This window comes from Pseudomonas sp. 02C 26, from assembly GCF_002843585.1.
GTDB classification, from domain to species: domain Bacteria; phylum Pseudomonadota; class Gammaproteobacteria; order Pseudomonadales; family Pseudomonadaceae; genus Aquipseudomonas; species Aquipseudomonas shirazensis.
Map to the genome: position 1 here is coordinate 609,946 of NZ_CP025262.1, position 19,613 is coordinate 629,558.

Annotated in this window: 21 protein-coding genes, 6 tRNA genes and 1 pseudogene; 15 read left to right on the forward strand and 13 right to left on the reverse strand. The window is 57.5% G+C overall.

The features are described from left to right. Positions 1-448 precede the first annotated feature (448 nt). The 5 genes from CXQ80_RS02705 (at position 449) to CXQ80_RS02725 (ending at position 917) form a co-directional block, all read left to right on the forward strand. Positions 449-524 (forward strand) — tRNA-Asn (locus CXQ80_RS02705). Between the two features lie 3 nt (positions 525-527). Next, a tRNA-Pro gene (locus CXQ80_RS02710) sits at positions 528-604 on the forward strand. Between the two features lie 6 nt (positions 605-610). Further along, a tRNA-Lys gene (locus CXQ80_RS02715) sits at positions 611-686 on the forward strand. Positions 687-758: 72 nt separating this feature from the next. Further along, a tRNA-Pro gene (locus tag CXQ80_RS02720) sits at positions 759-835 on the forward strand. Positions 836-841: 6 nt separating this feature from the next. After that, positions 842-917, forward strand: a tRNA-Lys gene (locus CXQ80_RS02725). A 50-nt stretch (positions 918-967) separates the two neighbouring features. Here CXQ80_RS02725 and CXQ80_RS02730 read toward each other — a convergent pair. Beyond that, complete coding sequence (locus tag CXQ80_RS02730; RefSeq protein ID WP_101316243.1) at positions 968-1,876, reverse strand: EamA family transporter; 909 nt, start codon at positions 1,874-1,876, stop codon at positions 968-970. Positions 1,877-1,986: 110 nt separating this feature from the next. On the opposite strand from CXQ80_RS02730, the gene CXQ80_RS02735 reads away from it, so the two are divergent. Further along, a complete protein-coding gene (locus CXQ80_RS02735) occupies positions 1,987-2,787 on the forward strand; it encodes a helix-turn-helix domain-containing protein (protein ID WP_101316245.1) in 801 nt (266 codons plus the stop codon). Positions 2,788-2,836: 49 nt separating this feature from the next. On the opposite strand, the gene CXQ80_RS02740 is transcribed toward CXQ80_RS02735, so the two are convergent. The 3 genes from CXQ80_RS02740 to CXQ80_RS02750 form a co-directional block, all read right to left on the reverse strand. After that, positions 2,837-4,132, reverse strand: a complete 1,296-nt coding sequence (locus tag CXQ80_RS02740) for an NAD(P)/FAD-dependent oxidoreductase (RefSeq protein WP_101316247.1) — start codon at positions 4,130-4,132, stop codon at positions 2,837-2,839. An 81-nt stretch (positions 4,133-4,213) separates the two neighbouring features. Continuing rightward, complete coding sequence (locus CXQ80_RS02745) at positions 4,214-4,387, reverse strand: DUF3094 family protein (protein WP_101316250.1); 174 nt, start codon at positions 4,385-4,387, stop codon at positions 4,214-4,216. 132 nt (positions 4,388-4,519) lie between these two features. Further along, a complete protein-coding gene (locus CXQ80_RS02750; protein ID WP_101316252.1) occupies positions 4,520-5,149 on the reverse strand; it encodes a DUF1780 domain-containing protein in 630 nt (209 codons plus the stop codon). A gap of 251 nt (positions 5,150-5,400) precedes the next feature. Here CXQ80_RS02750 and CXQ80_RS02755 point away from each other — a divergent pair, with 251 nt between their 5' ends. Beyond that, positions 5,401-6,081, forward strand: coding sequence for an energy-coupling factor ABC transporter permease (locus CXQ80_RS02755; protein ID WP_101316254.1), 681 nt, complete (start codon positions 5,401-5,403; stop codon positions 6,079-6,081). Between the two features lie 22 nt (positions 6,082-6,103). Here CXQ80_RS02755 and yacG read toward each other — a convergent pair whose 3' ends face one another. From yacG to CXQ80_RS02775, 4 genes are read right to left on the reverse strand one after another with little or no spacing between them, the layout of a single operon-like run. After that, positions 6,104-6,304: a DNA gyrase inhibitor YacG gene (gene yacG, locus CXQ80_RS02760; RefSeq protein WP_101316256.1), complete on the reverse strand. Its 201-nt coding sequence runs from the start codon at positions 6,302-6,304 to the stop codon at positions 6,104-6,106. After that, positions 6,301-6,924, reverse strand: a complete 624-nt coding sequence (coaE, locus tag CXQ80_RS02765) for a dephospho-CoA kinase (protein WP_101316258.1) — start codon at positions 6,922-6,924, stop codon at positions 6,301-6,303. Before coaE ends, yacG begins: the two co-directional genes overlap by 4 nt. Next, positions 6,924-7,790: an A24 family peptidase gene (locus CXQ80_RS02770; protein WP_101316260.1), complete on the reverse strand. Its 867-nt coding sequence runs from the start codon at positions 7,788-7,790 to the stop codon at positions 6,924-6,926. Before CXQ80_RS02770 ends, coaE begins: the two co-directional genes overlap by 1 nt. 2 nt (positions 7,791-7,792) lie before the next feature. Next, positions 7,793-9,001: a type II secretion system F family protein gene (locus CXQ80_RS02775; RefSeq protein ID WP_101316262.1), complete on the reverse strand. Its 1,209-nt coding sequence runs from the start codon at positions 8,999-9,001 to the stop codon at positions 7,793-7,795. A gap of 215 nt (positions 9,002-9,216) precedes the next feature. Between CXQ80_RS02775 and CXQ80_RS02780 the strand changes: the two genes are divergently transcribed. The 4 genes and pseudogenes from CXQ80_RS02780 to CXQ80_RS02795 all read left to right on the forward strand — a co-directional run bounded on the left by CXQ80_RS02780 (position 9,217) and on the right by CXQ80_RS02795 (position 11,461). Further along, positions 9,217-9,627, forward strand: coding sequence for a pilin (locus CXQ80_RS02780; protein ID WP_101316264.1), 411 nt, complete (start codon positions 9,217-9,219; stop codon positions 9,625-9,627). A gap of 128 nt (positions 9,628-9,755) precedes the next feature. Further along, positions 9,756-10,100: pseudogene (locus CXQ80_RS02785) on the forward strand (helix-turn-helix domain-containing protein); the annotation flags it as partial. A 171-nt stretch (positions 10,101-10,271) separates the two neighbouring features. Further along, positions 10,272-10,347: transfer RNA gene (locus CXQ80_RS02790), tRNA-Thr, on the forward strand. Between the two features lie 277 nt (positions 10,348-10,624). Continuing rightward, positions 10,625-11,461, forward strand: a complete 837-nt coding sequence (locus CXQ80_RS02795) for a hypothetical protein (RefSeq protein WP_101316268.1) — start codon at positions 10,625-10,627, stop codon at positions 11,459-11,461. Here CXQ80_RS02795 and CXQ80_RS02800 read toward each other — a convergent pair. From CXQ80_RS02800 to CXQ80_RS24705, 4 genes are all read right to left on the reverse strand, one after another. Then, positions 11,458-12,072, reverse strand: coding sequence for a recombinase family protein (locus tag CXQ80_RS02800; RefSeq protein ID WP_101316270.1), 615 nt, complete (start codon positions 12,070-12,072; stop codon positions 11,458-11,460). The two genes, CXQ80_RS02795 and CXQ80_RS02800, sit on opposite strands and share 4 nt — an antisense overlap. A gap of 704 nt (positions 12,073-12,776) precedes the next feature. Further along, positions 12,777-13,253, reverse strand: coding sequence for a hypothetical protein (locus CXQ80_RS02805; protein WP_101316272.1), 477 nt, complete (start codon positions 13,251-13,253; stop codon positions 12,777-12,779). A gap of 186 nt (positions 13,254-13,439) precedes the next feature. Continuing rightward, positions 13,440-13,991 (reverse strand): hypothetical protein, encoded by a 552-nt coding sequence (locus tag CXQ80_RS02810; RefSeq protein WP_101316274.1) that lies wholly within the window; start codon positions 13,989-13,991, stop codon positions 13,440-13,442. A gap of 709 nt (positions 13,992-14,700) precedes the next feature. Next, positions 14,701-14,886 carry a hypothetical protein gene (locus CXQ80_RS24705; protein WP_157831728.1) on the reverse strand — a complete coding sequence of 62 codons (186 nt, stop codon included), beginning with the start codon at positions 14,884-14,886 and terminating at the stop codon, positions 14,701-14,703. Positions 14,887-15,077: 191 nt separating this feature from the next. Here CXQ80_RS24705 and CXQ80_RS02820 point away from each other — a divergent pair, with 191 nt between their 5' ends. From CXQ80_RS02820 to CXQ80_RS02835, 4 genes are all read left to right on the forward strand, one after another. Next, positions 15,078-15,974 carry a hypothetical protein gene (locus CXQ80_RS02820; RefSeq protein WP_101316278.1) on the forward strand — a complete coding sequence of 299 codons (897 nt, stop codon included), beginning with the start codon at positions 15,078-15,080 and terminating at the stop codon, positions 15,972-15,974. Positions 15,975-17,011: 1,037 nt separating this feature from the next. Next, positions 17,012-17,200 (forward strand): YodC family protein, encoded by a 189-nt coding sequence (locus CXQ80_RS02825; protein ID WP_101322935.1) that lies wholly within the window; start codon positions 17,012-17,014, stop codon positions 17,198-17,200. Between the two features lie 11 nt (positions 17,201-17,211). Further along, a complete protein-coding gene (locus CXQ80_RS02830) occupies positions 17,212-17,466 on the forward strand; it encodes a hypothetical protein (RefSeq protein ID WP_371918909.1) in 255 nt (84 codons plus the stop codon). Between the two features lie 225 nt (positions 17,467-17,691). After that, a complete protein-coding gene (locus tag CXQ80_RS02835) occupies positions 17,692-18,213 on the forward strand; it encodes a hypothetical protein (protein ID WP_101316283.1) in 522 nt (173 codons plus the stop codon). A gap of 627 nt (positions 18,214-18,840) precedes the next feature. Here CXQ80_RS02835 and CXQ80_RS02840 read toward each other — a convergent pair. Then, on the reverse strand, positions 18,841-19,599 hold the full coding sequence (locus CXQ80_RS02840) for a TSUP family transporter (RefSeq protein ID WP_101316285.1): 759 nt from the start codon (positions 19,597-19,599) through the stop codon (positions 18,841-18,843). Positions 19,600-19,613: the final 14 nt, after the last annotated feature.

The window sequence follows — 19,613 nt, forward strand, 5'->3', positions numbered from 1 at the left end:
ATTTTCTGGGTTTTTTTACCCAAAAACGGCTTTGACCCTGAGAAAAACGCCTGCCACGACGATTATTCTGCCCATCCCGAAGCGAGATTCAGCAGCGTTTTCTGCCCTCCAGTTGGCTCGTAGGGCGCTCGTAAGCTACTGATAATCCCGGCAAAACCCCCAATTTACGGGGGCTCGCGGCAAGCCCGTAAAATTATTGAAATTTATGCTTGCATCTAAAATCGAGTGCTCCTAATATACGCCCCGCTGTCAGCCACTAAGCAGATCGCCAGCGGTAACGACGATCTGAAAACAGTTTGCAAATCAGTAAGTTGAATGCAAATTGGGGGTTGACAAGCAAAACGAAGGATGTAGAATAGCCGGCCTCAGAGACGCAAACGCAGAAATGCAGAGTGTTGAAGGGATCGAAGCTTAAACAGCCTTCGAGATCGGGAGATCGAAGTTTAGTTCCGCGATAGCTCAGTCGGTAGAGCAAATGACTGTTAATCATTGGGTCCCTGGTTCGAGTCCAGGTCGCGGAGCCATTTCGGGGTGTAGCGCAGTCCGGTAGCGCGCCTGCTTTGGGAGCAGGATGTCAGGAGTTCGAATCCCCTCACCCCGACCATTTTCCGGGTCGTTAGCTCAGTTGGTAGAGCAGTTGGCTTTTAACCAATTGGTCGTAGGTTCGAATCCTACACGACCCACCAGTAAGATAAGGGTACCTCGACTGAGGTGCCCTTTTTCTTCGTCTAGTGTTTGCTTTTGTACAGTTTCACTTTCGGGGTGTAGCGCAGTCCGGTAGCGCGCCTGCTTTGGGAGCAGGATGTCAGGAGTTCGAATCCCCTCACCCCGACCATATTCCGGGTCGTTAGCTCAGTTGGTAGAGCAGTTGGCTTTTAACCAATTGGTCGTAGGTTCGAATCCTACACGACCCACCATGTAAGAGAAGGGCACCTCGACTGAGGTGCCCTTTTTCTTTGTCTGGATTTTATCTCTGCAGGTTTTCCCGCCTGCCCCCGCCACGTTGCCGACCTGCCGGCACAGCCTTTCCAGGGCGTGCTCCGACGGCGAGCGCCAGCAAGATCAGCAGCATCGACGCCAACCCCAATGTACTTGGCCATTGCCCCAGTATCAGCATCGAACTGACGATGCCGAACAGCGGGATCAGCAGCGACAGCGGTGCTACCTGTGATACAGGGTATTCGCGCAGCAGCAGGTTCCAGCCCCAGTAGCAAAACAGCGTCGCGCCGTATACCTGAAACGCCAGCGAAAACAAGGTAAACCCGTGCAATTGGGCCGGCAGCGCGGTGAATGGTGCTGAGCCGTGTGCAAGCCAGGTCAGCAGTAATAGCGGGATTGGCGGGAACAGGCTGGCCCAGACCACAAAAGCAAAGATTTCCTGCACCTTCGACTTTTTGATCAGTACATTGCCGATGCTCCAGGCCAGGGCGCTGGCGATTACCAGCGCTAAACCGACAGTGCTGACAGTGCCTGAGCCATCCACCAGCACGCCGAACAGGCCAAGAGCCGCCAGGCATATGCCGATCAGTTGTGGCCGATTCAGGCTTTCGCCAAACCACAATACGCCCCAGCCCAAGGTGAAAAATGCACTTAGCTGAATCAGCAGCGAGGCACTGCCAGGTGGTACGCCCAAAGCGATGCCCTGGTTGATAAGCGCCCACATGGCCACGCCGAAGATCAAGCCGTAGCCGGCCAGCCAGCGAAACCTTACCTGCGGCCGCTTGACCACGAATACCCAAGGCAGGGCGGCAAGGCTGAAGCGCAGCGCGGTCAGCAGCAGCGGATCGATCTCGGCCAGGCCGAGCTTGGTGATGGGGAAGTTCAACCCCCAGATGGCCGTGACCATGACGGCCAGGCACAGGTGCTTTTTCTGCATTGTCAGACTTTTCCCAGAACAACGAGCGCACAGGCGCGAGAGCGGGAAATATGCGAGAAATGGCGCTGGCCTGCTTTCAGCTTGAGGCCAACTATCATTAAAATCAGGCCATGAAAGAATCTTTCGGTCTTGATCCTTACCAGAACGTCCCGCGTGATGCGGTGGTGACGGTGCGTGATTACGCCGACGGCCAGGTATTTGCCGCGCACAGCCATCAACGCGGGCAGTTTGCCTATGCCTCATGTGGCGTCATCACCGTGTTTACCGACAGGGGTAATTGGGTGGTGCCGCCCCAGCGGGCTATCTGGGTGCCGGCGCGGCTGGGTCATGCCATGCACATGCGTGGCCCGGTCACCATGCTCAACACCTATATCCGCGAGCCTGCTGCACTGGCTTTGGGCTTGCCGGAGGAGTGCCAGGTGTACGGTGTGTCTGCACTGCTACGGCAGTTGCTGAACAAGGCGATTGAGGTCCCGGCGCTGTATGCCGCAGAGGGGCGTGATGGCCACCTGATGGGCCTGTTGTTGCATGAGATAGCGGCCATGCCAGCGCTGTCGCTGAATGCGCCACTGCCGCATGAGCCGCGGCTGGCGCAGGCCTGCCGCGAGTTTCTCGAGCAACCTTCACTGGAGGTCGGCATTGACGCCATGGCCCAGCGCACGGCCATGAGCCGGCGCACGTTCACTCGCCTGTTCAGGGCGCAGACCGGCATCAGCTTCATCGAATGGCGGCAACAGGCTTGCCTGCACGCGGCGGTGATCAGGTTGGGCAACGGCGAGCCAGTCACGCAGGTGGCAATAGCGCTTGGCTACAGCAGCTCAAGCGCCTTTGCGACTGTTTTCAAGCGGGTGTTGGGCGAGGTGCCGAGCCGTTATATGGCGGAGTCAGCAAGCGGCAGGAGAGGCGGTTAGCGAGGCGTAGCCACCGGGGCCGCAAGGCTGCGGCCCGGCAGTTTTTACATCAGTGCAGCTTGAGTCGCGGTTCGGTGCCGCGGCCGATCTTGCTGCCAATCATCAGCATCGCCGTGCGGAATGCGCCATACAGCGCCATCTGGTGCATGCGGTACAGCGACACATAGAACATCCGCGCCAGCCAGCCTTCCAGCATCACGCTGCCGGTCAGGTTACCCATCAGATTGCCCACTGCCGAGAAGCGCGACAGCGAGACCAGCGAGCCGTAATCCTTGTAGGCATAGGTTGGCAGCGGCTTGTTGTCGAGGCGGGCTTTCAGGCTCTTGGCCAGCATCGAGGCCTGCTGGTGCGCAGCCTGCGCGCGAGGCGGCACATTGCGGTCGCTGCCCGGTTGTGGGCATGCAGCGCAGTCGCCAAAGGCGAAGATATCGTCATCCAGTGTGGTCTGCAGGGTAGGGCGCACCACCAGCTGGTTGATCCGGTTGCTTTCCAGGCCGTCGATATCCTTGAGGAAGCCCGGCGCGCGAATACCTGCCGCCCACACTTTGAGGCTGGCCTGGATGACTTCGCCGGAGGCGGTTTTCAGGCCATCTTCGGTCACTTCACTGACCGAGGCGTTGGTCAGCACCGTTACCCCGAGTTTCTCCAGGGTCTTGTGCACTGGCACGCTGATGCGCTCAGGCAATGCCGGCAACACCCGCGGGCCGGCTTCGATCAGTGTGATGTGCATGTCTTGCGGCTGAATCTTGTCCAGGCCGTAGGCGGCCAGCTCATGCGCGGCGTTGTGCAGCTCAGCGGCCAGCTCGACGCCCGTGGCGCCGGCACCGACAATGGCCACGCTGATTTTTTCGCCCGCTGCATTACCGGCATGGGCGCGCAGGTAGTGATTGAGCAGCTGCTGATGGAAGCGCTCGGCCTGCTTGCGGCTGTCGAGGAACAAGCAGTGCTGCGCCGCGCCCAAGGTACCGAAATCATTGGTATTGCTACCAACTGCAATTACCAGGGTGTCGTAGCCCAGGGTGCGCGCTGGCAGCAGCTCGCGGCCGTCTTCATCGAGGGTGGCCGCCAGCTGGATCTGCTTGCTCTCACGCTCCAGGCCACTCATGCGGCCGAGCTGGAAGTTGAAGTGGTTCCATTTGGCCTGGGCGACGTAGTTGAGCTCGTCTTCCGAAGAGTTCAGCGAGCCGGCCGCCACTTCGTGCAGCAGCGGTTTCCAGATGTGGGTCAGGTTGGCGTCGACCAGGGTGATTTCGGCCCTTTTGCTCTTGCCCAGGCTTTTACCCAGGCGGGTCGCCAGTTCCAGGCCGCCGGCGCCGCCGCCGACAATCACGATGCGATGTGTCATGGAGATATCTCATAAGGTTAAACGAATGCTTGGCCCTGAGGGCCGGCGTCGTGGCCGAGGGGAGGGCGAGCGCAACGCAGCTCATAGCACCAGTCCACTCAACAAACGACTCAAGAGGCCCAGACCGATGGTCACTGCGACCACCAGCGCCAGGAGCAGCCACGGCCGAAAAGGCCTGCGCTCGACTTGGTGCTGAGGGGCTTTGAGATACTCATCGACGCGACGCTGATCTTCAGGATTCAGGCGGCTGGTCATGGTGGGCCTCGTCAGATAGACGCTTGAGACTGCACGAACGCTACAGGGTTCGTGCACCAGGCAGCAACGAATGATAATACTTTCTGTGTATGCCGCCGAGTGTACGCCGCTGCAAAGACTCTCGGCACTGGATCAAAGACTGATCCCGACATCGAAAACGATACTGCGTCCCAGGTTGCCGCGCAGAAAATCCGGCGCGTCCGGGTGGGCGAACAGCACCCGGGCAAAGGTTGGTCCGACCAGCGACAACGACCGCCAGCCCTGGCGCAGGTATTCGGTCGGCGGCGGGAAATGGCTGTTCAGGTCGAGCACTTCACGCTTGAGGCTGGCAAAAGCGATGATATCCAGCTCGTTCAGCTCCAGGCCGCGCTCGCGGTAATTGTGGGCTTTCTTGCGCAAGGTTGGTGCCAGGCGCAGCAGCAATTCCTGCGCGCTGATGCGTCTGGGCCGGGCTTCGCGGCGTACCAACTGGCTCAGCGAGAAAGCACTGCGCCGCCGTTGCAGCTCTTCGCGCCACTCGTCATTCAGCCGCCGACCCTCATCTAGCACGAAAAATACCTCGAATGCCGCGTCGCGAAACAGCACGTCCGGCGGCTCCTGCCCGGCGGGGGTGAAGTCTTCGTTGCGGTAGGGAATATTCAGCCCCTGCAGCAGGCGCTGGCAGACCCAACGCTCGCGTTCCCATTTGCGGGCATTGGACAGAAAGGCATTGGCCTGTTCGGCCTGGATAGTAAGCAGGCGCAGGTAATCTGAGTCATCCATGGCTCAAGCTTAGCCGCTAATCTGTGAAGGTAAGATGTTGTTTACCGATGTAAATCAGCCCACCTCCAGGTCAAGGCGGTCCCGTAGGAGCGGCCTTGTGTCGCGAAAGGCCAGCGAAGCTGGCCTGGCGATATCAGCGGCGAAGCTGAAAATGTGGGGCCGCTGCGCAGCCCTTTCGCGACACAAGGCCGCTCCTACGCCGAGCGCGCCAGGTTTGGAAGAATGGATAGTCAACACAGGAGACATCAAACGTGATCAGCGCACAGGTCCTGTCCACCACCAGCCTCACCCTCGGCTGGCTGGCCTACCTGCCACTGCTGCTCTGGGCCATATCGCGCAGCAGCTGGATCGAACTGTGCAGCGATCGTCGCCGCCAACACCTGCTGTTCGGCGCGATATTCGCCTTGTTTGCGTTATGGCTGGTTCGTCGCGACTTCGACACCGGCGTCTCCTACCACTTCATCGGCATGACTGCCGTAACCCTGCTGCTCGACTGGCCGTTGGCGATCATCGCCGGCTTCATCGCTCAACTCGGGCTGTTGTCGCTCGGCCGGCAGGATTGGGCCGCGCTCGGCATCAACGGCCTGCTGATCGTCGGCCTGCCGGTGCTGGTTACCGAAACCTGCGCAATCCTGGTCGAGCGGGCGCAGCCGCGTAACCTGTTCATCTATATATTTTCAGGCTTTTTAGCCGCCGCGCTGTCAGCCCTGCTGTGCCTGACGGCTGCGCTGGGCCTGCTCTGGGTCGATGGCCTGTTCGCCATGCCCGAGTGGCTGACGGACTTTGTCGGTTACCTGTGGCTGATGATGTTTCCCGAAGCCTTTATCAACGGCATGGTCATAAGTGCACTGGTGGTGTTCTGCCCGGAATGGCTGGAGACCTTCAACCGCACCCGCTACCTGCAGGCGCCGTGGAAGGATGACGAGCGCTGAGGCCCATCACCCAGGCATGGACTCAGTGACGCGGCTCCAGATCAGCCGAATACAACTCATCTTCCGATTCCGGCGCGCCGGCAATCTTGTGTTCCTCAGCCGCCCAGGCGCCAAGGTCGATCAATTTACAGCGGTCGGAGCAAAACGGCCGGTTGACGCTGGCCTCGGTCCATTCCACAGGTGCGCCACAGGTTGGGCAATCAACGGACAACGGCTGGCTCATGGCTGGCCTCCTCGTAAAGTCAGGTAAAAGTGGTGCAACTGGTCGATCTGCTCGTGCAGCCAAGGCACATCGCGATCATTCACCAGCACATCGTCGGCATGCCGCAAACGTTCCTCGCGGGTCGCCTGAGCCGCCAGAATCGCCTGCACCTGCTCAGGGCTGGTGCCGTCGCGCTGCAATGTACGCTGCACTTGTAGCGCCTGCGGCACATCGATCACCAGCACGCGCTGGGTCTTGCGATACTGCCCCGACTCGATCAACAGCGGCGAAACATACACCGCATAGGGCGACTCGGCCTTGGCCAGGTAGCTGAAGATCTCCTGCCCGATCAACGGGTGCAGCAACGCTTCAAGCCAGCGCCGCTGTTCAGGGTCGGCAAAAATCAGCTGGCGCAGTGCCGCTCGATCGAGCTGGCCATCGCCTTGCAGCACGCCCGCGCCAAAGCGCTCGACGATGCTGGCCAACGCTGGCCGCCCAGGCTCGACCACCCAGCGCGCAGCCTGATCAGCGTCGACCAGGTGCACACCCAGCTCGACAAAACGCTCGGCCGCAGCGCTCTTGCCACTGCCGATGCCGCCGGTCAGGCCCAGGATCCAAGGGGAAAACGCCGCAGTGGTCATCAGATTCCAAGCAGTTGCAGGTAAGAGGCGTACATTTCATCACCCCAGAGCACAGCAATCCACCCCGCAATTGCCAGATACGGACCAAACGGCATCGCCGTGCACAGCGAAGCGTTACGCCAACGCAGCAAACACAGGCCGATCAACGCCCCCACCAGCGATGACAACAGCAGCGTCAACGGCAGCACCTGCCAGCCACCCCAGGCGCCGAACAACGCCAGCAGCTTGAAGTCGCCATAGCCCATGCCGTCCTTGCCGGTCACAAGCTTGAATAACCAGAACACCGTCCACAGGCTCAGGTAGCCCATCACCGCGCCCCACAGCGCGTCCGGCAACGGCACGAACATACCCGTGGCATTGAGCATCAAACCGATCCACAGCATCGGCAGCACCAGCACATCGGGCAGCAACTGATGCTGGCTGTCGATCAAGCTCAATGCCAGCAGGCACCAGGTCAGTAACAGCGCAGACAGCGCCTGCAGCCCAGGCCCGTAGTGCCATGCCACCACCAGCGACAGCCCGGCGCAGGCCAGCTCCACCAGCGGGTAACGCCTGCTGATCGCGCCCTTGCAGCCCGCGCATTGTCCACGCAGCAGCAGGTAACTGAGCACAGGAATATTCTCCCAAGCCCGGATCCGATGCCCACAGTGCGGGCAATGCGAAGCCGGCAGCGCCAGATCAAACCGCCCATGTTCGGCGACCGGCAACTCCAGCACCTCCTGCGCTTCACGCTGCCACTGCCGTTCCAGCATGATCGGCAAACGGTGCACCAACACATTGATGAAGCTGCCCACCAGCAAGCCCAGCAGTGTCGCCAAACAGGTGAAATAAACCGGCTGTGCGGTCAAAAGCGTCCACAGATTCATATTCAGACCAAACTACCCAACTGGAAAATCGGTAGATACATCGCCACCACCAAACCACCGACCAGTACCCCGAGGATCAGCACGATGGCCGGCTCGAGCAGGCCGGTCAACTGATCCAGCGCCTGGCTCACCTGCTCTTCATAATGACTGGCGGCCTTGCCCAGCATCTGGTCCAGCGTGCCACTGGATTCGCCGATGGCCGCAAGCTGCACCAACAACGGCGGAAACAACCGATCCGCACTCATCGCCTGATGCAACCCCAGCCCATTGGCCATGCCCTGACGCAAACGCAAGATCGCCTGCTCATGCACCACGCCACCACTGACCGAGGCCACTGTCGCCAACGCATCCAGCAATGGCACCCCCGCTGTGTACGCTGTGCCCAAACTGCGGGCAAAACGCGCCAGTGCCGCCTGTGCCAGCAACCGCCCCAGCACCGGCACCTCAAGCACCCGCAAAGATATCCACAAGCGCGCCACAGCGTTGTGCCGATACAGCCAGCGCAGCGCCACTGTGGATAACACCATCAATGCCCCCAGCCAAGGCGCATGCCGCGCCAGCCCTGTGGACAAGTCCAGCACCCACTGGGTGAACGCCGGCAAGCTCTTGTCAAAACCGGCAAACAACCCCTGAAAGCGCGGCACCACCTCCAGCAGCAGCAGCGCCGAAACCCCCAGCCCCGTCAGTAACAGCAGCAGCGGATAGATCATCGCCTTGCGCACCCGCCGCTGCAGCGCCTGACGCTGCTCAAGCATGTTCGCCAGCTCCTCCAGCTGCCCATCCAGCTTGCCCGACTGCTCACCCACCCGCACCAAGTTGCAGTACAGCCGATCAAACCAAAGCGGCTGGCGCTGCAACGCATCCGCCAATCCTAACCCCGCTGCCACATCCTGCTGCAATTTCACCAGCAACCGCCCCAGGCCCTCGTCGCCACCACTGCGCCCCATCACCTCAAACGCCTGCAACAACGGCACCCCCGCCTTCAGCAGCGTCGCCAACTGCCGACTGAAGCCCGCCGCATCCGGCTTACCCCGCCGCTGCGGCCAACTCAGCTGCCAGCCACCAACCGGACGCAGCCGCGCAATGCTGATGCCCTGCCGCACCAGCCCAGCCCGCACCCACGCCGGGCTACGCCCCTCGCACTGGCCGCTGACCCGCGCACCGCTGCGGTCGGTGCCCTCCCAGGTGTAAATACGCGATGTGGTACTCATGCACAGCTCCTTGCGGCTGATGCGACAAGCCCGGTAACAGCTTGCCGCGCCCATCCATGGGCGGGTTGTGAAGATGCTCACTAGAGTAGTTCAGCGAACATGACGTCCAGCCGAGCAGGGGTGACAAAAGGTGTCTGTTGAGGCCTACTGCGCGCCTGAAAGGCTGACGTCCACAGTGGATGAAGGCTCAGCCGAATCAACAAGGAAACGCGTTCATGAAAGCCCAACAAGGCATCACCCTGATCGAACTGATGATCGTCGTCGCAATCATCGGCATCCTCGCCACCATCGCCGTACCGATGTACACCAATCACCAGGCCCGTACCAAAGCCGCGGCTGGGTTGCTGGAGATATCCGCGCTGAAAACCGCGATGGACTTGCGCCTGAACGAAGGCAAGGACGTGCCCGATGTGACTGCGCTCGGTGGACAGGCGACTACTGCGCATTGTGCAATTGCTGCCAGTGGCGTTGCGGCCAGTGGGGTAGGGAGTATTGCCTGCACGCTGGTGGAAGCGCCGGGGAATGTGGTGGGCAAGGTGATTACCCTGAGCCGGTCGGCGGCGGGGTGGGCTTGTAGTACCAGTATTGAAGAAGATCTGGCGCCTTCGGGGTGTAAGGCGGGGTGACGTTGGCGGCTGTTGCTGATTTGGCGGATGGAGATGGTGCGCTGGCCCGTATCATGCCGATTGCATTTGTATGATGCTAACTCGCCGCAACTGCGTAATCGGCAATGTGGTGTCCAGCGCAACGCGGCGGGGCATCGATCCACCGTCTGAGGCTCGAAGTCACCGGGCTTGACCAAGAGACCTTCGCAGCCATGTGCCGGATGTCCACAAAAAGCCTGTACGAACTGGAGAGCGGGAAGTCGAATTCCAAACTCAGCACGTTGGAATCCGTGTTGCGTCTGTTTGGCGTGCGGATGGGTATGGTGATGACTGCCAAAGATACGCCCGTTGCAGCAGTCATCGGCACTCCGCTGGCCGGCTCCAACGTGGTGGCCGGACCAAAACGAGGGAAAAGCCCTGCGGCAGCCAAAGCGAAGAGGGCAGCGTCGAAGCCGGCATCGCCACGGGCACGGGAACGCAGTGAGGAGAAGTGAGTGTGTTACCGATATTGAAAAGGACTTGGCCCCAGCGGGTGCAAGGCGGGGTGATATTGGCTCCGGTCGTTCGACCTGAACGGCGCGGCCAAACGCAGTGATTTGCGGTTGGGCGATTGCTGGCAGGGGCGGTTTGCCTAAGCATCGCAGGTAATGATACGTTCGCAAAACGCCGGTGTAGCTCAGTCGGTAGAGCAGCGCACTCGTAACGCGAAGGTCGCAGGTTCGATTCCTGTCCCCGGCACCAGTAAAATCAAGTGGTTAGGCTAAATCAAGCTCTCCAATTTCTCGAGCATGACAGCAGGGTGACAGCAAATGGAGAGAGTTTTCTCTCAGCTTAACCAACCTTTCTCAACCCCGGGACACCGTGTAAATCAAGGTCTCTAGCGATTTTAGATATCGTCGTCAATTTCCCAGGCTGCATGACGAGTCCTAGATGATCGATACAGGCATTTAAAAGCCCCGTTCAGGTAAGTGCCTGCCGGGGCTTTTTCGTAACCGTGGCACTGACATCAAGGAAAGGTATGGATACGCTAAAGAGCTTGGCTCTGACCATCATCAGCTCCGCCGGGGTGAGTGCCGCTCTACTCGCTGCGCTTGCATGGCTGGCTAGAAGCTGGATCGGCGAAAGGCTGAAGGCTAGCATCAGGCACGAATATGATGATCGACTTGAAAAGCTTAGGGCGGACTTGAAAGCCCAAGGCGATGCTCAGCTCACATCGCTCAAGTCAGAGCTAGACCGTCAGGCAGAAAAACTTAGGATCGCGTCCGCCTCGTTCTCCGAGGTCCAAAAAGCGACCATTGCTAAGAAAATCGAAGCTGTAGATGCGCTATGGCTAGGTGTGATTAGGTCGCGCGCCGCGTTTCCTGGCGAAGTCACGATAACCGACATCTTCACGGATAAGGAGATGCAAGGCTTTTACACCAACCCCCAGATGCGAAAGTACTCCAACAAGCTTGCGGGTATCAGTGAGTACGATTATTTCCAAGCTGGCTTCGAGGAGGTGCAGCTTTTTCGGCCGCACTTGGGGGAGTACACCTGGGCGCTCTATGTCACCTACCGCTCTGTCCTAGGTCGCTCGATTTACCTGATAAAGCAAGGAGCTGAGAACCCTGAAAAGCTTGCCTGGCATCAAGATGACAATATCAAAAGGCTTATTGCCTCTGCCTTTGGTCCTGAGCTCATGAATGAGTTTAACCTCCTGACACATTCGAGATATCAGTGGCTCAGCTACAAATTTGACACTCTGTTGTTCAAGGCCATTGATACTCTCCTCACGGGCAAAAGCTTCAGTGATGCGGCCTTACGCCAGGCTCAAGAGATGGAGCAGCAGATCGGGGCGAGCCTACCTCCAAATTAAAGCGCGGTGTCTCTGATTCTAAGGACAGTAGTTGTTGAGCAATCAGCGTGTCGCGCTGTCGCGCGGATGCCGAGCCCTGCGTTCAGCAATTCCTTCACCCTCCTGTGCAGATCCGCGTCCACCGGTCGCCCTTGGTACTTGCCGGCGGCCTTGGCCTTCTGGATACCCTGGGCCTGGCGCTCCCGGCACTGCTCGTAATCCTTCCGTGCGATCGCAGCCATCATGTCCACCAGCATTGAGTTGATTGCGGCCAGCATCCGGTGAGTAAACTCGTCGCCCTTCGTGTCGAGCATACCCTGGTGACTGGTCGGCAGGTCGAGCGCGACGATGCGCAGGCCCTTGGCGTCGATCGCAGCCTTGAGCTTGGCCCACTCATCGGCTGGGAGGCGGGAAAGGCGGTCTATGGATTCGACAAGCAGCACGTCACCCTTGCGGGCGTCCTTAAGCAGGCGCAGCAGCTCCGGCCTATCTGCGGCGGCACCGCTGGCGTTCTCCAAGTAGTCACAGGCGATGGTCTTGTTGTGATCGCTGGCGAACTTCTCCAAGGAGGTCCGGGCTCGGCTGGCATCTTGCTCGTCGGTAGAGGCTCGGAGGTAAGCGCGGATGAACATGGTGCAACCTGTATCAGTTAGGGTGTCTTCCTACAGCTGTTGCACTTTGGGTGTCACTTTTCAAGTGTAAAGGTTGCCAAAGGCTCGAATCACCCGTATCAGTCTAGGCATACACCGGTTCGACGAGAAAACGTACCTATGGCGCGCACCGTTACGCCCTTGTCAGACCCCAAATGCGAGGCTGCCAAGCCGCGGGACAAGGACTAGAGCGCCTTGAGGAGATTGCTAGCCTTGCGTCATCGCGCGCTGCGTTTGGTGATACCTATGAAGACGAACTACATGACATTTGGGTGCATTTGAATGCCGAATATGAACAGTAGGCGGGAAGAGAACGTTTGGAGTATGTGAGACTGTCTGGGGAGCCCTCGTTAGCGTCAGGTTAGGTCCCTTGCATGCAGCGGAATAGGCAGGTATCCACTCTGGTATCCATGAAATGGGTAGCTCCAGCAGGCAGTGCCGGGCGTAATTCGCGCAGCGGTTCACGCACGATCGTCACGTAGTCGGAATGCGTGACCCTGCCGAGGTACGCAGCCAGGTACGCGCTGCTGGTACGCACGCAGGTTCACCAGCCCATGGGCCGTGAGGGCAAGGGGCGCATCAAGGTGGTGCTCCCTCTGGCTTCGCTAACGGACACTGCCTGGCGGGTGCCGGCGACCTTGGAAGGCCACCCCTAGTAACGCTGCGGGCGCTACTTCACCGAAAAATCACAGACCCCACATCCGAACCAGGGCAAACCCCAAATCCACGTTGACGCATTCGTGTCCGTCCACCCACTGGTCAGTGCGAAGCCTCCGCCCGGTATTTGTCTCCCTTTCACCCTTGGCTATCACAAGAACGAACAGCTTTGTAGGACACTCGAAGGAGTTCAGCCGCTTCACATCGGCCTGTACTGACCACGGGCCTTCAAGGCACTTCGTTTGTGACACATCTCCCAGGCACTTTATTTCAGCGACCATGTTGGCTATGCCGCTGTCATCCACTGCATACAGATCCGCTTTACGCCTGTCGCCTATCGGATGGTCAGTCCAGATTTCGATGCCGTCTTCAAACCAGGCGTGAAGGCTTACTTCGGCCTGAATCCAGTGCTCGCGACAACTGCTCAATTGCAGCACTTGCTCAAGTCTTTTGCTCATCCCGCAAAAAGCTCGTTCGAATAAGGAGATCCATTGGGTTGTGTCCATTCAACACCCGTGCCTACAAAAAATGAGGTGTGCTGATATGCGGCAATTGGTTGCTCAGCACCATGATCGGCTACGCGCTGTCGCTACTCATTTCGGTGCTGGGCCAGTTCGCACCGGTGGTTCGCACTCAGGTTCGCAACCCCCTATGCGCGAACCTTCCGCTCCAGTTGATGCAAGTTGAGCCAACTAGATTCCAGAGAAACTGAGCTTCTCGACTTTGGCTGAGGCTTCATGAAGTCGAGCTGCAACTAAGGCTAGATAGTTGTTAAATCGGGCCCGGGCGCCAGGGGATACGCTAGCAATCAGCGTTTCGTCGACAATGCCCACACCCCGTAAAGTGCTCTGAAGGTTGGCAATCCAGCTGCTCATGAACCCGTCGTATAGGCTCGGCACCGCATCGAAAACCGATTTGATCGCTTTAGAGATAGCAGCGTCGTCGAGACTGTTCACAATCTTATGGGCAAAGGTATTCCTTGCGTCACGCAGACTATGAAGCAGCGTCAGCATTTCTAATGAAATCATGCCTAGCGAGAACGCCATGTCGATCTTGGCTGCGTACTGGAATCGGAGCTTGCCCACGCGAGCTGAGGGCAAACCTATGAGGCGCGATTTGATCATCTCATCCAGAATTCCGTCTGTTATCACTCCGCTGAGCAGCACCGCGCCTCGGTCATTCTCCTCAGACAGCAGCTCAAAGGTTTTCTTATAAACCTCACCAGCTGTAGCTCCTGCGAACATGGTTTTCTCCATCGAGCCTGGGGCAGCCTACCCGACATGGCCGCCTGTGATTTATCCGCACTATGGCATGAGCACCGTCAGTGTGCACAGGCGGGGTGAGCATCAGGCTCGTGACCGCTATCCGGGCGGCATGCCTGTTGAGAAATGTTGAGGTTGCCAGGTCTTGGTTTCCACTTTGGTTTCCACGGTATTGGAGCCTGCCAGTGAGCCCGCCGCGATGACCACATGAGAACCACAATGCTCACCGCCCAGCGCCTGCTGATCCAATCTCAGGTTTTGTCAGTTTCCACCGTGTAAGACGAGTGTCGCTAGGAGGGTGGAATTCGTGCAGGTCATGGTCAGCAGCTGTGCTATGAGCAGGCCGGATTACGGCGTTTGGTCAGTGCGGTGGTTCTGCGTGGCAATTTGACATCTGTCCTTGGCAGGCAACAGTATTGGTACGAAAGGGGCGAGGGACAGCTCTATGCTGTATGGATATCCAGTAAAAGGCTTTACTATGCTAGCTCTATCCAACAGAGCCGCTGGCGAACTCACGCACGGCGGTGGAAGGGCTGATTATGCTTAGCATCCTCATGAAATTCGCGCTCGTACTGACAACGATTGCGCCAATCGGTTTAACGCTCTCATTCTTGCTTTATCAAAGCAATGACCAGAAGCTATGGTCATTGTTTGTACTATTTTGTTCGTTGTCGCTCTGTGCGACTTGTCATCAGATAATTATATCTTCAGCCGCAAAGCTCAACAAAACGACCGTCACGGCCGTTTCGATAAAGCCTGCCGACAAAGAGATTTCGGGATACTTTGTGGCGTACATGCTGCCGGTGTTAGGTGGTGGGAAGTACTTTCTTGAACCTCTCACTTTCGCCTTTTTTGCAATTATGTTTTTTGTTTTCATTTGGGTGTCCAAGTCCTTTTACGCGAATCCGGTGCTGGCAATTTGCGGGTATAAATTCTATGAGGTCCAGCTAAATAATGGCGGGAACCTTCTGCTTATTACGAAGAGGGTCATAAGTAAGCCAGCAGATATTGTAAAGGTAAGTTACATAACATCGCACACAGTGCTTGAATCTTCATAGGGGCCAATGGATGGATCTTTTTGTTTTGCTAGAAACAACGCCGCGTATCCTTAGAGTTGTTACGAGTGGCGAGCTTCAAACCGATATCGACAAGGAGCTTCGCCGACAGGCTCAAGCATTCATTAGCAACAAAACCGACGTTGCCTTTGATGCGCGCTACCGCCCTGATGACGATGAGGTACTTCTGATAGATGGATTCGATGATCTGGACGGCCTGATCGCCACTGTACGGGAGCCAGAAAACGCAGACATTTGGCAGCCCTCAGAGCAGGGGCTGGGTGTAATCAAAGGGCTGTTTGGAGGCTTCACTGAGAATGGATCTACGACAGTAGTCGTCCAAGCTTTCGATAAGCGTCAAGCAATAGCCACAGGAAAGTTTTCAATTTTTTATGACAAGAATACCTTCCGTCGACTAGATGGGATAGGTATCGCCTTGGACAACAAGCCAACCGCAATACTCACTCAAGCTGTTGCTGAGAATTCGCCTACCGAACTTCGATTCGTTAGCCTTCACAATGCTCGACGGCTTTTCGATATGGATGCCTATTATCATGAAAGTACTAAGGAAGAGGTAGAGAATTTCTTTAATCTTGATAAGTTCCATGGCTTTGATTCCAGTTGGCTTGATGCCAACATTGATAACTGGATACGCAAGAAGGTCACCTTCATTAATCAGGAAGGTATTCTCGACGCTTGCACGCCACAGGAACTGCGTATTGCAGCTGCCGGGTTTGATATTGATATCGGTGTTTATGATGAGGCCGGACAAATGAAGCTCGTCTTCCCGGGGGACAAGAAGAGTCTTAAGGCGTTGCTAAGATTCCTGGATGAGGATATTTATCAGTCCCCGATTTCAGGCAACCGTTTCCAAACGAACTCCAAGCGGAAGATCGCCGCGCAAGCGTAAAGCATCAACAAGCTTTACCGGGCCTTTACCGAATGTGAGACAGGCATGAGACGGAACCAGCATGGCCCGGGCGTTTAAGGCCATACGCCAGGCCATGCCGGTAAAGCTGGTGGTCGGCGCTGTCTCATATTGCTGGTGGTGCTGGGCGCTACTTTAACCACGCTTTGACGAAGTACGGGCCAGGCTGATGGCCGTGGCGCCTGCGGGCGGGCGCCTGAGGCTTGGCCGGTGCTGGAGGCCGTCAAAGTAGAGGCCCTGGCCGTCACTCACCCCCGACAGACCCCTGGCGGATTCTAGACAGGCCCTAGGCGGATCGAGCGGCAGTAGCGGATGGGCAAGATTGCGGCGAAGCCTGCCGCTGTTGAGCATTCAGCCGGGTGCCGAGCATGCTTCGGTCTGATTGCCGTCAAGAATCCGCGAAAATATTAGACAGGCATTACACGAAGTCAGACAGGCCGCCTGGCGGCTCAATCGATGAATCCCTCAGCAGGCCTGGGCTACAGCTCTGTCCGTTGCATTAACATGCCTACGCCTCGTCAAATGTTGTCGGCCGCCTATTCTGGACAGGCTCTGGACGGATTCGCGGAGCCAGAAGGTGGCCTGCCGGGCTGGGGAGCACGCCGGGAACGGGTTGCGGGTCGGTAGGGTCGAGCCTCGAGCGAATGCCCGTCCAGAATGGCGCCAATCTTGACTGGCCCTTGACCATCCTGGACAGAAATTCTTGACCCTTCTTGACGGATTGGGCTGCTGGCGCTTGAGCATGATCGGCTGTAAGGCTTGCTGTACAAGGGCTGGCGCTGTCTATGGCGGAGCTGTGGGAGCGGAGGCCGTCAAGGATATCCGCGCGTGCTTGTCAAGGGAAAACCGGGCGGTCCAGAACCTGACAAAACCTGACTATTTTAGCGACCTGCCCTATATGGATTATCAGGATAAGGCGCCCAATGTCCATGCTTAAGTGTAGTGGCCGCTTTAAATCAATTGGCCAGTCCCCATATGCCAGTTACAGGGATGCCCCCTGATTACGAGGAATGGAAATCATGGCTACAGAAGATAAGTTCGCGGTTGGCGACATCGTAAAATTGAAGTCAGGTGGGCCTGCTATGACTGTTCAGGCGAAGGAATTCAACAGCGACTACTACGTCTGCCAGTGGTTCGCAGGGAAAAAGCTCGAAAGCGGTCGCTTTAAGACTGACTCTTTGGAAAGCACAACTCTAGAGGCGAAATAGTGGACGCTGAGGTGGTTGCACAGTGGATGCTTGCCGAAATCGAGCGTGACGCTTGCGTCTACCAAGACGATGTTGTTGATTACATCGTCAGAGCGAGGCATGAGGAGCTTCTGATTGATAATGCGGATGGCAACCAGGTTCTCGGCAAAGCTATCCTCGCTGCATTTCGCAAGCTTACCCCTGACAATGTGGTCTGGGTTAAACCTGACCGCTACTGGCGCTTTCGTGTAGCTGAGGATGAGCCTGGGCGAAACGCCCGAGGTTGAGATGACCGGCTGCCCCTATGGTAGACCGACGCGGTTAGCGGGTGGTGAGAGCCACCCCACCGTTTCGGGAGAGTGGTACCCGGCTATACGCGACCCCTTGGGCATCGCTTATACAATGGCTATACACGACCCCCCAAGCATCGTCATGTTAGAGGCTCTTGGCATGGGGCTGCTTAGGAAGGATGATGGCCATAAGCCATTGAGTTTGGAGGGAGCAACTGTGACATGAGGTCCGATGATGAAGAGTACAAGCTGTACGAGAAGATCTACCTCGCTGAGGCTGACCGTAAGGAGAAATTAATCTCCAGGCTGAATCTGCCACTCGCGCTGATCGTAGCCCTCTTGAGCTTCCTCTCCTACCTACTTCCCAAAGCTCCGCCGACAGAAACGACCGCGGGAATCTATTTCTGGATTCTGTACCTAGGGGCAGGCGTTTTCGTTGTCAGAGCGATGTGGCATTTCGCCTGGGCTTGGCGCGTCCGTTTCGATGACTTAGCCATACCGGTTGCCGAAAAGCTTGAGGCTCACCGGAAGACGCTCATCGATTACTACGATGGGAGCGTTGAGCAGGCGAACAGCTTCTTCATGCAGATCATGATGGACTACTACGTCATGGGAGCGACGAGAAATGCTAACAATAACGATCGACGGAGCAACGAGCTTGACGGTTTGTCGAGGAACGTTATCTACGCTGTGATTTGGTCGCTGATTTCCTTCCTGCCGATCTACATATCAACCAACCCATAGGAAAACTTCATGTCCAACCAAAAGCCGCCGCCGCCGCCGCCCCCCCCGATGAGAAACATCAAAAGTGATGTGGATCTTCCACGGCGCGTACCGCCGCCACCGCCTCCGCCGCCGCCAAAGAAAGCGTAAGACCAAGCCCTCTTAGGAGGGCGTGTTCGTGTTCGCCGCTAACCACGACGCCCCGGGGTACTTTTCGGTTTAGGTATATGTTTAGGTATACAGTTGTGGCATTGCATCATATGGCTGCCCGATTTTACTGGTCTGGAGGTACCCGATTCGACTCCTGTCTCCGCACCAGACATCAGTTCCCAGAAGTCCACACTGTCTAAGCAAATACCCAACAAAAGCCCGCCTCGTGCGGGCTTTGTTGTTTCTGTAATTCCTCGTTTCGAGGCCGACTCACGGATCCGTCGGCCAGTCATCTGTCAGTTTTGCTAGGTAAAAATGACAGTATCAGCGTCTCGAAGGAGGCTTATAAAAGCGCGGGCCAGCAAGTTGAAGTGCTAGCGCCTTCCAACTCCACCGGACAGGAGTCCGTCTTATGCCTACAGATCTGGACACGTTGCTTTCAAGTATTCGCGAGTGCGGAACCCATGACGCGTCAAAAAGTCGCCTCGCGCCTGAGCTCTACAAGAACAGGTCGTAAGACAGTTTGCTGATCAGAATCACCAACAACACCAAGAACAGCGTGCGGACAAAGGGCACGCCTTTATGGACCGCCAACCAAGTGCCAGTGAGCGCTCCGAAAATGTTGAACGCAGCCATGGGAATCGCGACCAGGTAGAGCACGTTACCCGTCGGAATGAAGAACATCAGAGCCGCGATATTGGTAGCGATGTTCACGAGTTTCGCCGATGCCGAGGCGTGCAGAAAGTCGAAGGCGAAGCAGCGAATAAACAGGAAGATCAGGAAACTGCCAGTGCCGGGCCCGAACAGGCCATCGTAAAAACCGATGGCGCCGCCGATGACGATCGCCAGCAGTTTTTCCCTGGTACCGATGCGCATCGGTTTATGCAGGGCGCCGAAGTCTTTTTTCCAAAAGGTGTAGATCGCCATCAGCACAATCAGCACCAGCACCGCCGGCCGCATCACTGACTGCGGTACGAACGATACCGTGGCGGCGCCGAAGAAGGCCATGACAAAGGCCGCACAGGCCGCGGGGATCACAAGCCCCCAGTCGATCACCACCTTGCGTATGAAGGACCGGGCCGCGAATGCTGTACCGCAGGCGGCCGCGACCTTGTTGGTACCCAGCAGCGCTGCCGGTTGAGCGGTGGGTAGTACGTTGAACAGTGCGGGTATCTGGATCAGTCCGCCGCCACCCACCGCCGCATCGATCAGGCCGGCAGCGAAAGCGAACACGCAAAGGATGACAATATCGACCATGAACTAAGGCTCTG

What these genes read in the sequence shown, in the direction of transcription:
- CXQ80_RS02835 (WP_101316283.1), top strand. Translation starts at nt 17,692, where the DNA reads ATGAGGTCCGATGATGAAGAGTACAAGCTGTACGAGAAGATCTACCTC.
- CXQ80_RS02800 (WP_101316270.1), bottom strand. Translation starts at nt 12,072, where the DNA reads ATGTTCATCCGCGCTTACCTCCGAGCCTCTACCGACGAGCAAGATGCC.
- CXQ80_RS02810 (WP_101316274.1), bottom strand. Translation starts at nt 13,991, where the DNA reads ATGTTCGCAGGAGCTACAGCTGGTGAGGTTTATAAGAAAACCTTTGAG.
- CXQ80_RS02775 (WP_101316262.1), bottom strand. Translation starts at nt 9,001, where the DNA reads ATGAGTACCACATCGCGTATTTACACCTGGGAGGGCACCGACCGCAGC.
- CXQ80_RS02770 (WP_101316260.1), bottom strand. Translation starts at nt 7,790, where the DNA reads ATGAATCTGTGGACGCTTTTGACCGCACAGCCGGTTTATTTCACCTGT.
- CXQ80_RS02750 (WP_101316252.1), bottom strand. Translation starts at nt 5,149, where the DNA reads ATGGATGACTCAGATTACCTGCGCCTGCTTACTATCCAGGCCGAACAG.
- CXQ80_RS02840 (WP_101316285.1), bottom strand. Translation starts at nt 19,599, where the DNA reads ATGGTCGATATTGTCATCCTTTGCGTGTTCGCTTTCGCTGCCGGCCTG.
- CXQ80_RS02730 (WP_101316243.1), bottom strand. Translation starts at nt 1,876, where the DNA reads ATGCAGAAAAAGCACCTGTGCCTGGCCGTCATGGTCACGGCCATCTGG.
- yacG (WP_101316256.1), bottom strand. Translation starts at nt 6,304, where the DNA reads ATGAGCCAGCCGTTGTCCGTTGATTGCCCAACCTGTGGCGCACCTGTG.
- CXQ80_RS02780 (WP_101316264.1), top strand. Translation starts at nt 9,217, where the DNA reads ATGAAAGCCCAACAAGGCATCACCCTGATCGAACTGATGATCGTCGTC.
- CXQ80_RS02740 (WP_101316247.1), bottom strand. Translation starts at nt 4,132, where the DNA reads ATGACACATCGCATCGTGATTGTCGGCGGCGGCGCCGGCGGCCTGGAA.
- CXQ80_RS02825 (WP_101322935.1), top strand. Translation starts at nt 17,012, where the DNA reads ATGGCTACAGAAGATAAGTTCGCGGTTGGCGACATCGTAAAATTGAAG.
- coaE (WP_101316258.1), bottom strand. Translation starts at nt 6,924, where the DNA reads ATGACCACTGCGGCGTTTTCCCCTTGGATCCTGGGCCTGACCGGCGGC.
- CXQ80_RS02805 (WP_101316272.1), bottom strand. Translation starts at nt 13,253, where the DNA reads ATGGACACAACCCAATGGATCTCCTTATTCGAACGAGCTTTTTGCGGG.
- CXQ80_RS02820 (WP_101316278.1), top strand. Translation starts at nt 15,078, where the DNA reads ATGGATCTTTTTGTTTTGCTAGAAACAACGCCGCGTATCCTTAGAGTT.
- CXQ80_RS02735 (WP_101316245.1), top strand. Translation starts at nt 1,987, where the DNA reads ATGAAAGAATCTTTCGGTCTTGATCCTTACCAGAACGTCCCGCGTGAT.
- CXQ80_RS24705 (WP_157831728.1), bottom strand. Translation starts at nt 14,886, where the DNA reads ATGAAAACAAAAAACATAATTGCAAAAAAGGCGAAAGTGAGAGGTTCA.
- CXQ80_RS02795 (WP_101316268.1), top strand. Translation starts at nt 10,625, where the DNA reads ATGGATACGCTAAAGAGCTTGGCTCTGACCATCATCAGCTCCGCCGGG.
- CXQ80_RS02745 (WP_101316250.1), bottom strand. Translation starts at nt 4,387, where the DNA reads ATGACCAGCCGCCTGAATCCTGAAGATCAGCGTCGCGTCGATGAGTAT.